The sequence below is a fragment of the Mycobacterium neumannii genome (assembly GCF_002245615.1).
Classification (GTDB): Bacteria; Actinomycetota; Actinomycetes; order Mycobacteriales; family Mycobacteriaceae; genus Mycobacterium; species Mycobacterium neumannii_A.
Genome location: NZ_NKCO01000007.1, coordinates 183,342 through 196,254 on the forward strand (window position 1 = coordinate 183,342; position 12,913 = coordinate 196,254).

12 protein-coding genes and 1 pseudogene are annotated in these 12,913 nt (G+C 69.4%); 8 read left to right on the forward strand and 5 right to left on the reverse strand.

The features are described 5' to 3' along the window. Positions 1-41 precede the first annotated feature (41 nt). Genes tatC through CEX88_RS11245 form a run of 3 tightly spaced genes read left to right on the forward strand, consistent with a single transcriptional unit; the run spans position 42 to position 4,626 of the window. Positions 42-992 (forward strand): twin-arginine translocase subunit TatC, encoded by a 951-nt coding sequence (gene tatC / locus CEX88_RS11235; RefSeq protein ID WP_094293542.1) that lies wholly within the window; start codon positions 42-44, stop codon positions 990-992. Next, positions 976-3,744 carry a DEAD/DEAH box helicase gene (locus CEX88_RS11240; protein ID WP_094293543.1) on the forward strand — a complete coding sequence of 923 codons (2,769 nt, stop codon included), beginning with the start codon at positions 976-978 and terminating at the stop codon, positions 3,742-3,744. The genes tatC and CEX88_RS11240 overlap by 17 nt, the downstream gene beginning before the upstream one ends. Before the next feature lie 60 nt (positions 3,745-3,804). Continuing rightward, entirely contained in the window at positions 3,805-4,626 is an 822-nt protein-coding gene (locus tag CEX88_RS11245; protein WP_094293544.1) for a DUF4333 domain-containing protein, read from the forward strand. A gap of 12 nt (positions 4,627-4,638) precedes the next feature. On the opposite strand, the gene CEX88_RS11250 is transcribed toward CEX88_RS11245, so the two are convergent. Beyond that, the gene (locus tag CEX88_RS11250; RefSeq protein ID WP_094293585.1) at positions 4,639-5,595 is read right to left on the reverse strand and encodes a 5'-3' exonuclease; all 957 of its coding nucleotides are present in this window, start codon (positions 5,593-5,595) and stop codon (positions 4,639-4,641) included. Between the two features lie 69 nt (positions 5,596-5,664). Between CEX88_RS11250 and CEX88_RS11255 the strand changes: the two genes are divergently transcribed. Beyond that, positions 5,665-6,792 carry a M24 family metallopeptidase gene (locus tag CEX88_RS11255; protein WP_094293545.1) on the forward strand — a complete coding sequence of 376 codons (1,128 nt, stop codon included), beginning with the start codon at positions 5,665-5,667 and terminating at the stop codon, positions 6,790-6,792. Positions 6,793-6,800: 8 nt separating this feature from the next. Here the strand turns inward: CEX88_RS11255 and CEX88_RS11260 are convergent, their stop codons facing one another. Beyond that, a complete protein-coding gene (locus CEX88_RS11260; protein WP_094293546.1) occupies positions 6,801-7,226 on the reverse strand; it encodes a F420-dependent biliverdin reductase in 426 nt (141 codons plus the stop codon). A gap of 35 nt (positions 7,227-7,261) precedes the next feature. On the opposite strand from CEX88_RS11260, the gene CEX88_RS11265 reads away from it, so the two are divergent. The 4 genes from CEX88_RS11265 to CEX88_RS11280 are packed head-to-tail and all read left to right on the forward strand — an operon-like array spanning position 7,262 to position 10,690. Then, the gene (locus tag CEX88_RS11265; protein WP_094293547.1) at positions 7,262-8,020 is read left to right on the forward strand and encodes a decaprenylphospho-beta-D-erythro-pentofuranosid-2-ulose 2-reductase; all 759 of its coding nucleotides are present in this window, start codon (positions 7,262-7,264) and stop codon (positions 8,018-8,020) included. Further along, a complete protein-coding gene (gene cbiE / locus CEX88_RS11270) occupies positions 8,017-9,195 on the forward strand; it encodes a precorrin-6y C5,15-methyltransferase (decarboxylating) subunit CbiE (RefSeq protein WP_094293586.1) in 1,179 nt (392 codons plus the stop codon). The genes CEX88_RS11265 and cbiE overlap by 4 nt, the downstream gene beginning before the upstream one ends. Then, positions 9,192-9,947: a precorrin-4 C(11)-methyltransferase gene (cobM, locus tag CEX88_RS11275; RefSeq protein ID WP_094293548.1), complete on the forward strand. Its 756-nt coding sequence runs from the start codon at positions 9,192-9,194 to the stop codon at positions 9,945-9,947. The genes cbiE and cobM overlap by 4 nt, the downstream gene beginning before the upstream one ends. After that, entirely contained in the window at positions 9,947-10,690 is a 744-nt protein-coding gene (locus CEX88_RS11280) for a cobalt-precorrin-6A reductase (RefSeq protein WP_094293549.1), read from the forward strand. The genes cobM and CEX88_RS11280 overlap by 1 nt, the downstream gene beginning before the upstream one ends. Positions 10,691-10,713: 23 nt before the next feature. On the opposite strand, the pseudogene CEX88_RS11285 reads toward CEX88_RS11280, so the two are convergent. The 3 genes and pseudogenes from CEX88_RS11285 to CEX88_RS11295 all read right to left on the reverse strand — a co-directional run. After that, a pseudogene (locus CEX88_RS11285) lies at positions 10,714-10,926 on the reverse strand (VOC family protein); the annotation flags it as partial. A gap of 98 nt (positions 10,927-11,024) precedes the next feature. Further along, positions 11,025-12,032: a phosphotransferase family protein gene (locus CEX88_RS11290; RefSeq protein WP_202931454.1), complete on the reverse strand. Its 1,008-nt coding sequence runs from the start codon at positions 12,030-12,032 to the stop codon at positions 11,025-11,027. A gap of 92 nt (positions 12,033-12,124) precedes the next feature. Next, the gene (locus tag CEX88_RS11295) at positions 12,125-12,883 is read right to left on the reverse strand and encodes a DUF2249 domain-containing protein (RefSeq protein WP_094293551.1); all 759 of its coding nucleotides are present in this window, start codon (positions 12,881-12,883) and stop codon (positions 12,125-12,127) included. Between the last annotated feature and the right edge of the window lie 30 nt (positions 12,884-12,913).

Here is a 12,913-nt window from a genome sequence, read left to right on the forward strand (position 1 = left end):
TCGATTGATCGCGGCCACGCTGCCGCGTCAGTAGGCATGCCGTGCAGACCCCAGGACTCTTCAAGAAGCTCGATCCTCGCCGACGGCGCTCGCGGGTCAACCCCGATGGCACGATGTCGCTGGTCGAGCACCTGCAGGAGCTGCGCACCCGGCTGCTGATCTCGGCGGCCGCCGTCGTCCTCACCACGATCCTGGGCTTCCTCTGGTACAGCAACGGCGTGTTCGGGCTGCCCAGCCTCGGGGACTGGCTGCGCGGCCCGTACTGCGATCTGCCCGCCTCGTCGCGGGCGACGATCGCGCCGGACGACGAGTGCCGCCTGCTCGCCACCGCACCCTTCGACCAATTCATGTTGCGGCTGAAGGTCGCGCTGACCGCGGGCATCGTGCTGGCCTGCCCGGTGTGGCTGTATCAGATGTGGGCGTTCATCACGCCCGGGCTGTACAAGAAGGAGCGCCGGTTCGCGGTCGCGTTCGTCACCGTCGGCGCCACGCTGTTCGTGGCGGGGGCGGTGCTGGCCTACGTGGTGTTGGCCACCGCGCTGGGCTTCTTGCTGACCGTCGGCAGCGACGTGCAGATCACCGCGCTGTCCGGCGATCAGTACTTCGGCTTCTTGATCAACCTGCTGCTGGTGTTCGGTTTCAGCTTCGAGTTCCCGCTGCTGATCGTGATGCTCAACGCGGTCGGAGTGCTGACCTATGAGCGGCTCAAAGCGTGGCGCCGCGGCCTGATTTTCGCGCTGTTCGTGTTCGCCGCGCTGTTCACCCCGGGATCGGATCCGTTCTCGATGCTGGCACTGGCTCTCGCCCTGACGGTGCTGCTCGAGTTCGCGATACAGATCGCGCGGCTGCACGACCGACGCAAGGCGCGTCGGGCCGCGCTCGAAGACATCTCCGACGACGCGGCCGCGCCGATCGAACCCGCCGAACCCATCGAAGCGTCCAGCACCGTGCCGACGTCCGCACGACATGTGGTCGATGACGACGCCACCTAGTGAATTGGGCTGCGAGCTGGCCCGTTTCACCGAACAGTTGACGTTTGTACTCGACGACTTTCAACGCCGATCCTGCGAGGCACTGGAGATCGGGCACGGTGTGCTAGTGTGCGCACCCACCGGCGCGGGCAAGACGGTGGTGGGGGAGTTCGCCGTGCACCTCGCGCTGGCGGCCGGCGGAAAGTGCTTCTACACGACGCCGATCAAGGCGTTGAGCAACCAGAAGCACAACGACCTAGTGCTGCGTTACGGCCCGGAGAAGATCGGACTGCTCACCGGTGATCAGTCGGTCAACGGTGACGCCGATGTGGTGGTCATGACGACCGAGGTTCTTCGCAACATGCTCTATGCGAATTCCTCGACGCTGCACGGTCTTTCGTATGTCGTGATGGATGAGGTGCACTTCCTGGCGGACCGCATGCGCGGCGCGGTGTGGGAAGAGGTCATCCTGCACCTGCCCGACGAGGTGCGGCTGGTGAGCCTGTCGGCGACGGTCAGCAACGCCGAGGAGTTCGGCGGCTGGATCCAGACCGTGCGCGGGGACACCGCGGTCATCGTCGACGAACACCGTCCGGTCCCGCTGTGGCAGCACGTCCTGGTCGGCAAGCGGCTGTTCGACCTGTTCGACTACCGCGCCACCCGGGCGGCCCGCGGCACCACGAAACCCAACCGGGAGCTACTCGTCGATCCGGAGTTGTTGCGGCACATCGCACATCGGCGCGAAGCGGATCGGCTGTCCGACTGGCAGCCGCGCGGTCGCGGCCGCAACCGGGGCAGGCCGACTATGTACCGGCCCCCGTCGCGGCCCGAGGTGATCGCCACGCTGGACCGCGAAGAGTTACTGCCCGCAATCACCTTCATCTTCTCGCGCGCGGGATGCGACGCCGCCGTCAAGCAGTGCCTGCGGTCGTCGCTGCGGCTGACCACCGACGAGGAACGCGCCCGCATCGCCGAGGTCGTCGACCGCCGCTGCGGGGATCTGCCCGAGTCCGACCTGATCGTCCTCGACTATCACGAGTGGCGCGAAGGCCTGCTGCGCGGGCTGGCCGCCCACCACGCCGGCATGCTGCCGGTGTTCCGCCACACCGTGGAGGAGCTGTTCTCCGCCGGGCTCGTGAAGGCGGTATTCGCCACCGAGACACTGGCTTTGGGAATCAACATGCCCGCACGCACGGTGGTGCTGGAGCGGCTGGTGAAATTCAACGGCGAACAGCACGTGCCGTTGACCCCCGGCGAGTACACGCAGCTGACCGGGCGGGCGGGCCGCCGCGGCATCGACGTCGAGGGCCACGCCGTGGTGCTGTGGACCCCGGATGTCGAACCGGCAGAGGTCGCCGGGTTGGCGTCGACCCGAACGTTCCCGCTGCGCAGTTCGTTTGCGCCGTCGTACAACATGACCATCAACCTCGTCCGGCAGATGGGCCCGGCCCAGGCGCACAAACTGCTGGAGAGTTCGTTCGCGCAGTACCAGGCCGACCGCTCGGTGGTGGGGTTGCGCCGCGGTATCGAGCGCGGTGAGCGGATGCTCACCGAGATCAGCGCCGAACTGGGCGACGAGGCGATCCTCGACTACGTCCGGCTGCGGATGCAGATCTCCGAACGCGAACGCGCGCAGTCGCGGGCCTCGCGGCTGCAGCGGCGCAGGGCCGCCAACGAGGCGCTGGCCTCGCTGCGCCGCGGCGACATCATCACCATTACCCACGGTCGCCGCGGAGGCTTGGCCGTCGTGCTCGAACCGGCCCGCGATGACGAGGATCCGCGCCCGCTGGTGTTGACCGAACACCGCTGGGCGGGGCGGATCTCGTCGGCCGACTACGCGGGAACGTCTGCCCCGCTGGGCACCATGCCGTTGCCCAAACGCGTCGAGCACCGCAACCCGCGAGCCCGGCGCGACCTCGCCTCGGCGCTCAACTCGGCGGCCGAACGCCTCGACGTGCCGTCGAGAAAAGGCAAGCGCAGCGGGAGCGCCGCGGCCGAACGCGACATCGACCCCGAATTGGTCGCGCTGCGCGAGCAATTGCGCGCGCACCCGGTTCACCACCGTCCAGACCGGGAGGAGAAGGCGCGGCTGGCCGAGCGGTACCTGCGCATCGAACGCGACAACGACCAGATCCGGCAGAAGGTGGCCGCGGCGACCAACTCGCTGGCGCGCACGTTCGACCGGATCGTGGTGCTGCTGACCGAGCGCGGATTCATCAGCGGCGCCGCGGACGACCCCAAGGTGACCGACGACGGCCGCCTGCTGGCCCGCATCTACAGCGAAAGTGACCTGCTGGTGGCCGAGGCGCTGCGCACCGGCATCTGGGAGGGACTCGACGCCGCCGAGCTGGCGGGCGTCGTGTCCGCGGTGCTCTACGAAGCGCGCGGTGACACGCCGGGCGCTCGCGAAGGCTCCGACATCCCGACCGGCAGACTGCGTCGCGCCCTCAACCAGACGCAGCGGCTGTGGACCGAGTTGCGCGCCGACGAACAGCGCCACCGCATCACCGGCAGCCGCGAACCCGACGACGGGTTCGTCGCCGCGATTTTCCGGTGGGCCACCACCGGCGACCTGACCAGCGCCCTGGCCGCCTCGGATGCCACAGGCAGCGGATCACCGCTGTCGGCGGGTGATTTCGTCCGGTGGTGCCGACAGGTCCTCGACCTGCTCGACCAGGTGCGCAACGCCGCACCCAGCGCCGCGTTGCGGAGCGCCGCGAAACGCGCGATAAACGACGTTCGACGCGGCGTCGTCGCTGTTGATGCGGGGTAATGTGTCGGGGGCAAGACGCCGAGGTATCCGCGGCTCGGCCGCGGGTGAACAAGGAGTGATATGAGCGGACCGCAGGGATCTGATCCGACGCAGTCGTGGCCAGGCCAGCAGCCGGAACAGCCTTCGGACCAGCCGTCCAGCGATCCATCGGCCAACCAGCCGTGGCAGCCCCAGGGCGGCGACGCGACCCAGGCGGCGCCCAGCTGGCAGCCGCCTGCCTACGACCCGTCGCAGGGCCAGCAGCAGTACCCGCAGTACCAGCAGCCGGCGTATCAGCCGCCGCAGCAGTACCCGGGTGGCGAACAGTACGGACAGCAGCCCAGCGAGTACACCCCGCAGGCGTATCAACAGCCGGGGCAGTACGGCCAACCGCACTACGGGCAGCCATACGCGCAGCCCGGTCAGCCGGGCTACCAGCAGCAACCCGGCCAGTACGCTGACCAGACCGGCCAGTACGGACAGCAACCGGGCCAGTACGGCCAGCAGCCGGGTCAGTTCGGCCAGTACCCGCAGTACGGCCAACCGGGTTCGGAGGATGGTTCGAAGCGCTCGCTGGCCGTGATCGGCGGCGTGATCGGCCTGCTGGCGGCGGTCATCGTCGCGGTCGTGCTGGTGCTGGGCTTCTGGAAGCCGGGTTTCTTCGTCACCACCAAGCTCGACATCGACGCCGCGCAGTCCGGGGTGCAGCAGATTCTCACCGACGAGGCCAACGGGTACGGCGCCACCAACGTCAAGGACGTCAAGTGCAATGACGGCCAGAATCCGACCGTCGAGAAGGGCGGCACCTTCAACTGCGAGGTCAGCATCGACGGCACCAAGCGCCAGGTGACGGTGACCTTCCAGGACGACGAGGGCACCTACGAGGTCGGCAGGCCCAAGTAACCCTGGTCGTCGCTAGCCGTCGAGCCCGTCGAGGGCCTTCTGCAGCCGCCCGATCGATGACGTGACGCCGTAGGTTTCGGCGAGTGTGACGACCTTGCGGGGATGCTCGGCGGACAGCGGCAGCGTGTCGCTCGGGGTCGACCAGTCCAGGTCGGCGTCGGTGGCCACCTTGACCACCGGGGCCGCCGCCTCGATGTAGTCGGCGGCCTTGAGCAGCTTGGTTCGGTACGCCTTGCTCATCTTCGACTTCGGGTCGTTGGCCGCGGCGAGGATGTTCTCCAGCGAGCCGTGCTGTGCCAGCAGCGTTGCGGCTGTCTTCTCTCCGATACCGGGCACGCCGGGCAGGCCGTCGCTCGGATCGCCGCGCAGCAGTGCCAGTTCGGCGTACGCCGGGCCCGCCCTATCCACCGGAACCCCGTACGTCTCGGCCACTTCCTTCGGACCCCATTTGGTGGCCTTGGCCAGGCCGCGGCCCAGGTAGAGCACCCGCACGGAGACCGGTTCGTCGCGCACCAACTGCAGCAGGTCGCGATCGCCGCTGACCACCACGACGGGATCGCGCTTCTCACGCGCGGCCAGCGTGCCCAGCACGTCGTCGGCTTCGCACTCCGCAGCGCCCGCGGTCGGGATGCCGAACGCGTCGAGGATCTCGAAGATCATGTCCACCTGCGGGGTGAGCTCGTCGGGCACCTCCTCGACGTCGGGCTCGCCCTCGGGGTTCTCCTCGAGCACGCGGTGCGCCTTGTAGGACGGAATGAGGTCGACGCGCCATTGCGGTCGCCAGTCGTCGTCGCGGCACACCACGAGCCGGCCGGGGCGCTCCCGGGTGATCACCGTGGCCATCGCGTCCAGGAAGCCGCGCAGCGCGTTCACGGGGCGGCCGTCGGGCGCGGTGATCGAGTTGGGCACCCCGAAGTAGGAGCGAAACCACATGCTGGCGCCGTCGAGCAGGACGAGGGGAGCGGCCACGGTCACTGACAGTAGCGCGACCGACGAGCGCGGTCGCCACCGATGCGGGCGCGGATTAGCCTGAATCCCATGACGGCCAACCGATTCAGCACCGATGTCTACGCCTCCCGGCTGCGTGCCGCCGCGTCGGCCGCCGCCGATGCCGGCCTGGCGGGCCTGGTCATCACGCCGGGCTACGACCTGCGCTATCTGGTCGGTTCGCGCGCGCAGACCTTTGAGCGGCTCACCGCGCTGGTGCTGCCGGCTGACGGCGAGGCGACCATCGTGGTGCCCCGGCTGGAGTTGGCGGCGCTCAAGGAGTCGGCGGTGCCTGAACTCGGCTTGACGGTGCGCGACTGGGTCGACGGTGACGACCCGTACGCGCTCGTGGGCGAGGCGCTCGGCGGGGGGACGGTGAAGAGCGCCGTGACCGATTCCATGCCCGCCCTGCACCTGCTTCCTCTCGCCGAGGTCCTCGGCGCGGTGCCGGTGCTGGCCACCGACGTGCTGCGCCGGCTGCGGATGATCAAGGATCCGGCCGAGATCGACGCGCTGCGCAAGGCGGGTGCGGCCATCGACCGGGTGCACGCCAGGGTGCCCGACTTCCTGGTGCCCGGCCGCACTGAAGCCGACGTCGCCGCCGATATCGCCGAAGCCATTGTCGCCGAGGGACATTCGGAGGTCGCATTCATCATCGTCGGTTCAGGGCCGCACGGTGCCGACCCGCACCACGAGTGTTCGGACCGCGAACTGCTCGCCGGTGACATCGTGGTCGTCGACATCGGCGGACCGTACGAGCCCGGCTACAACTCCGATTCCACCCGGACCTACAGCATCGGCGAACCGGACGCCGACATCGCCCGTCGCTACGCGGTGCTGCAGCGCGCCCAGCGCGCCGCGGTCGATGCGGTCCGGCCCGGCGTCACCGCCGAACAGGTCGACGCCGCCGCCCGCGACGTGCTGGCCGCCGAGGGCCTGGCCGACGCGTTCGTGCACCGCACCGGCCACGGCATCGGACTGTCGGTGCACGAGGAGCCCTACATCGTCGCCGGCAACACGCTGACCCTCGAGGAGGGCATGGCGTTCTCCGTCGAGCCGGGCATCTACTTTCCCGGCGAGTGGGGCGCGCGCATCGAGGACATCGTGGTCGTCACCGCCGACGGCGCGGAGCCGGTGAACAACCGGCCGCACGAGTTGGTGGTCGTGCCCGTCGGCTGAGCCGCGGTTTAGTCGGCGACCCGGTCCAGCAGGTCCGAGGAGCCCAGCACCCGCTCGACACGGACCTCGATCACAACGCGTTTCGGGTTGACCCGCGGCGTGCGGTAGCGCTGTGCGTAGCGCAATTCGGCGTCGCGGACGGCGTCGGGATCGGTGTTGACCTTGGCCTTGCCCTCGAGCGACAACCACCGCGCACCGTCGACCTGGCTCAGCACCGCGACGCCTTGGCGCTCGGCGTTCACGGCCTTCTGGGACCCGCCGCTGGTGATGACGCGGGCGATGTGGGTCGCCGGGTCGAAGGTGAAACCGACGGCGACGACATGCGGCGAGTTGTCCGAACGCAGGGTCGTCAGCATGGCGAGATGACGCTCGGACAAGAACGCGAGCGCGTCGGTGGTGAGCCGGGTGGTCGCCCGGCGGCTGGACTGGGCCATCGGGCTTCACCGTAGCGCAGGACATAATCGCAGCCATGACAGACACGGCTGACTCTCGTCCGCCCTTGGTCGTGGTCTTCGGCGGGCGCAGCGAGATCGGCCTCGAGGTGGCCACGCGCCTGGCACCCGGAGCGGTGGTGCTGCTGGCGGCGCGCCGCTCCAACGAGCTGGCCGCGGAGGTGTCCGCCGTCCGCGCGGCCGGCGCCGTCACCGTGCACGTGCGCGAGTTCGACGCCGACGACCTGGACTCCCACGGACCGCTCGTCGACTCCATCGTCGCCGAACACGGCCCGGTCGACACCGCGGTGCTCGCCTTCGGCATCCTCGGCGATCAGGCCCTGGCGGAGAAGGATCCCGCGCACGCCGCGGCGATCGTGCACACCGACTTCGTCGCCCAGGTCAGCCTGTTGACCGTGCTGGCCGCGACGATGCGCGGCGCGGGCGCCGGGGCCATTGTCGCGTTCTCGTCGGTGGCCGGCGTCCGGGTGCGACGCGCCAACTACGTCTACGGGTCCGCGAAGGCGGGGCTGGACGGGTTCTGCAGCGGGCTCGCCGACGCCCTGCACGGCTCGGGGGTGCACCTGCTCGTGGTTCGGCCGGGTTTCGTGATCGGGCGGATGACCGAGGGCATGGCACCGGCGCCGCTGTCCAGCACGCCCGGGCGGGTCGCCGACGCCACCGTGCGTGCGCTGCGTAAGGGCCGCGCCACGGTGTGGGTACCCGCGCCGCTGGCCGTGCTGGCGGCGGCGTTCCGGATGACGCCGCGGTTCGTGTGGCGGAGGTTACCGCGGTGATCGTCGTCGTCGGCATCGGCGCCGACGGAATGCCCGGACTGTCGCCGGTCGCAAAGGCCGAACTCGCAAGAGCCATCGTGATTTGCGGCTCGCGGCGCCAACTGGAGCTACTCGACGACACCGTCACCGCGCCGCGGCGGGAGTGGCCGTCACCGATGCTGCCCGCCCTGCGCACGCTGCTCGACGGGGCCGAGGGCGACGTGCACGTGGTGGCCAGCGGCGACCCGCTGCTGCATGGCGTCGGCAACTCGCTGATCCGGCTGTACGGCGCGCACCGGGTGGCGGTGCTGCCGCACGTGTCGTCGGTGACCCTGGCCTGCTCGCGGGTGGGCTGGGCGGTGCAGGACACCGAGGTCATCAGCCTGGTGTCGGCTGACCCGCACATCGCGGTGCGCCGCGGCGGGCAGGCGGTCGTGATGTCGCGCGACCGTTCCACTCCCGCGGCGTTGGCGCGTCTGCTGACCGACACCGGCCGCGGCGATTCCGAGGTCAGCGTGCTCGAGCAACTGGGCGGACCAGCCGAGCGGCGCCGGACCGCCACAGCACGGGAATGGGCGGCGCGGCCTCCCGGTGACGTCGACGACCTCAACGTGGTCGCGGTGCGCTACCTGCCCGACGAGCGGCGGCTCGGGGTGCTGCCCGACGACATGTTCGCCAACGACGGTCAGATCACCAAACAACCGGTGCGCGCGGTGACGCTGGCCGCCCTGGCGCCGCGGCCCGGCGAAATGCTCTGGGACGTCGGAGCCGGATCGGGCAGCATCGCGATCGAATGGTGTCGTAGCGGGCCGGGTTGCCGCGCGGTGGCGTTCGAACGCGACGAGCAACGCCGCAAACGCATCACCGAGAACAGCGTTGCGTTCGGTGCGCGCGTCGAGGTGCAGGGCAATGCGCCCGGTTCTTTCGACTCCGTACCGGCGCCCGACGCCGTCTTCATCGGCGGCGGCATCACCCAACCCGGCCTGTTGGAGGCGTGCTTCGAGCGGTTGCCGTCCGGCGGCAGGCTCGTCGCGAACGCCGTCACGGTCGAATCCGAATCTCTTGTTGCTCAGTGGTATTCACGTCGCGGCGGGGAGCTGCGGCGCTTCGAGTACCACCGCGGAGAGCCGCTCGGCGGCTTCACCGGCTGGCGCCCTGCCATGCCCATCACCCAGTGGACGGTGACCAAACGATGACCGTCTACTTCATCGGCGCCGGCCCCGGTGCTGCCGACCTGATCACCGTTCGGGGACAGCGACTGCTGCAGCGCTGCCCGGTCTGCCTCTATGCCGGCTCGATCATGCCCGAGGATCTGCTCGCGCTGTGCCCGCCGAACGCGCGCGTCGTCGACACCGGGCCGTTGACACTCGACCAGATCATCACCGAACTCGCCGACGCCCACGCCGCGAATCTCGATGTGGCGCGGCTGCACTCCGGCGATCCCTCGATCTACAGTGCCCTGGCCGAACAGTGCCGCCGCCTCGACGAAATCGACATCGACTACGAAATCGTGCCCGGTGTACCGGCATTCGCCGCGGCTGCGGCCGCACTGGGCCGCGAGCTCACGGTTCCCGGTGTCGCGCAGACGGTCACACTGACCCGGGTGGCCACCCTGTCGACTGCGATGCCGCCGGGGGAGGACCTGCAGACACTATCGGCGCCGGGCGCCACACTGGTGTTGCACCTGGCGGCCGCGCAGATCGATACGATCGCCGCGGACCTGCTGGCCGGTGGTTACCGGCCCGAAACGCCCTGTGCGGTGGTCGCGTTCGCGTCGTGGCCCCAGCAGCAGGTGGTGCGCTGCAGGCTCGAGAATCTCGCGGAGCAGACGAAGGCGGCGGGCATCACCCGCACCGCGGTCATCGTCGTCGGCGACGTGCTGACGGCCGAGGGGTTCGCCGACAGCTACCTGTACTCGTCGGGGCGGATACGGCGGGGACGACACTGATGCGAATCCTGTTGTTGGGCGGCACATCGGAGGCGCGTGCACTCGCCGCGCGGCTGCACCCCGACGTCGAGGTGATCAGCTCCCTCGCCGGACGGGTGCCCGACCCCGCGCTGCCGGTCGGCGACGTGCGCATCGGCGGGTTCGGTGGCGTCGAGGGCCTGCGGCAGTGGCTGCGCGGCGAACAGGTCGACGCCGTCGTGGACGCCACGCACCCGTACGCCGCCACGATGACCGCCCACGCCGCCGCCGTCTGCGCCGAACTGGAGTTGCCGCACCTGGTGGTGGCGCGACCCGCCTGGCCGGCCGGTGACGCGATCGTCGTCAATGACGATCGCGAGGCCGCGAAGGTCGTTGCCGCCGAGGGGTTTCAGCGGGTCTTTCTGACCACCGGGCGATCCGGCGCCGCGGCGTTCGGGAGCGTCGACGCGTGGTTCCTTATCCGTGCCGTCACCCCACCCGATGTCGGGGACCTGCCGTCGCGGCATCAGGTCCTGCTGTCGCGCGGGCCGTACCGCTACGACGAGGAGCTGGCGCTGCTGCGTGAGCATCGCATCGACGCGCTGGTCACCAAGAACAGCGGCGGGTCGATGACGCGGCCCAAGCTGGACGCCGCCGCCGCGCTGGGGGTCGCGGTGGTGATGGTGGACCGGCCACCGCTGCCCGCGGGGGTGACCAGCGTCGCCACGGCGGATGAGGCGGTCGAATGGGTCACGGCGATTCGGAAGGCGCCGACGAGCGACTGACTGCAGGGCTCTTGCGCGGTGGCTCACTGCCTCGCAGCAGAGTGGGCACCGATCATCAGGGCTGCGAGGTCGTCGGGTTCGAGGAACGACGGTGGAGGGGGCGGCCCCCAGGCGTAGAGCCCCCGCAGGCCGTGAAGCACCTCTGGGCTCCACAGTTCGTCTTCCGGAACGGTATCCATGTAGGAGTAGTACTCCGAGAAGTTGCCCGCCGGATCCTTCAGATACCAGAAGAAGTCAGGGGATTCTGCAGTGCCACGGTCGAGCAAGCTGGGAGCAGCAACCGCCTCGATCATCCGCGGCCTGCGGGCACCGACTTCCTACTTCACCGGTCGGCCTACCGATACGATGCGATGAGCTCCATGGTCTCCAGTTCGCGGATCGCCCGGCAGCCGCGGCTCAACATCGCCAGCATCATCTCGTCGCCTCGCTCGGTCGACGTCGCGAACGCTGTACCGAGCGCCACGAGCAGCGGCGCCTGCACGACGCCAAGACGGTAGTCGTTCCAGCAGGTGGCGAGATTGTAATCACCGACGCCGTAACCGATCAGCGCACGGTGGTAGCGCTCGACGAGGTCACGCTCGATCTGCGCGCGCACCGCCGGTTCGAGGCTGGTTGCGGTGAAGTACGCGAGGTCGCGCGTCGGTAGCCCGATGCCGATGGTCTGCCAGTCGACCACCGTGATGCGGGTGTGGTCGGGATCGAACAACATGTTGTCGAGCCGGTAGTCGCCATGCATGAGTGCGTAGCGGTCCGGTTCGGCCTTCAGCCAGTCGGTGACCGAAGCCATTGCCGCGGACAGTGTTTCCTGATCCTCGGGGCTGATCGACGATCCGAGGCGGTCGATGACGATGTCGGCGGCCATCTTGCAGACATCGCCCATGTCCTTGGCGGCTTCGTCGTCACCGGGTTTCGGCATGACGATGGCGGACAGGTCCATCCATTCGGGCGCGCACCAACTCGGGCCGTGCAGCCCGGCCAGCGCTTCGACGGCCAGCCGCGCCTCGGTTGGGCTGCACCCGGCGATCTGGTCGCCCTGCACCGCGGGCGCCATATCCGAGAGCAGGAGGACGACGTCGGTGCCGTCGTCGGAGATGTCCTGATGGAAACTGCGCGGGACGGGAATTCGCATCCGGTCGGCGATCAGCGAGTAGAACTCGACCTCGGATCGGTATCCCAGCGCAACCCGCTCCCGCACCGCGTCGTCCTGCGCGGACAGCTTGATCGCGAACGAGGCGGGCAGGTCGGTGTCCGCGCCGTATGTCGCCGACACTCGGTACGTGGCGCCGGTCTGGCCCGTTCCGATCGGCGTGACCTCGACCGTGTCGACGTCGGTTCTCAGCACTGATCCGAGCCACGCGGGCGTTACATCTTTAGGCCCCCGTGGAATGGCGAGTACGGATGTCACGCGCCGGACATTAACACCCTCGCGACGCGTCAGTGCCGGGTAAGGCGCAGCTTCCAGGCCTCCGGCCCGCGTTCGAGGTAGTCCACCGAGATCCGGCCCGAGGTGCGGTCGTGCAGTTGGCGCAGCAGCGGCACCGGGTCGTGGGGAGCCACGAGCACCAACGCGCTCCCGACCGGAACCGCGTCGAACGCGCCGAACACCGTGGCGTGCCGGATCGAGTGCGGCACCTCGCGCACGTCGAGCACGGGCTCCTCGGCGTCGGCTCCGCAACCGCAGCTGTGGCCGCCCTCGGCATGGTGGTGCCCGCCGATCAGTTCGTGCATTCCGTCGAGGGAGTCTGCGAGCGAGATTTCCGGGTCGGAGGCGACGATCGGCAGGATCCGGTCGTTCTCGTCGATGAGGTGGGCCTCGAACACGACCCGCAGCGCGTGCCCGGCCGCCGCGGCACGCAGGGGAGACTGTTCGGTGCGGACGTGGTCCACCAGACCGCCGATGACTCGGTGCGCGGCGATCATCGACTCGATCAGCGGCCGGGCCCGGTCGGTGTGGGCGGCGGCCGGATACAGCCGGGCCTCCTCGGCTGCGGCGTGCGGTAGCAACTCGTCGGTCAGAAATTCGGTGGCCGCGGCGCGCGCCGCTTCGAAACCGGCGCCGCCTTCGGCCGCCGACAACATCGCCTCGGTCAGCGTCTTGAGGTGTCCGGCCAGCTCAGCGTGGTGAGTCTTCACCGTCTCGGCCGCCTCCGCGTCCGCGGGTGTGGTGGCGACGATCAGTCCGTTGACAGTCATGACGGATTCCTTTCGGCTGTGCTGGTCCTA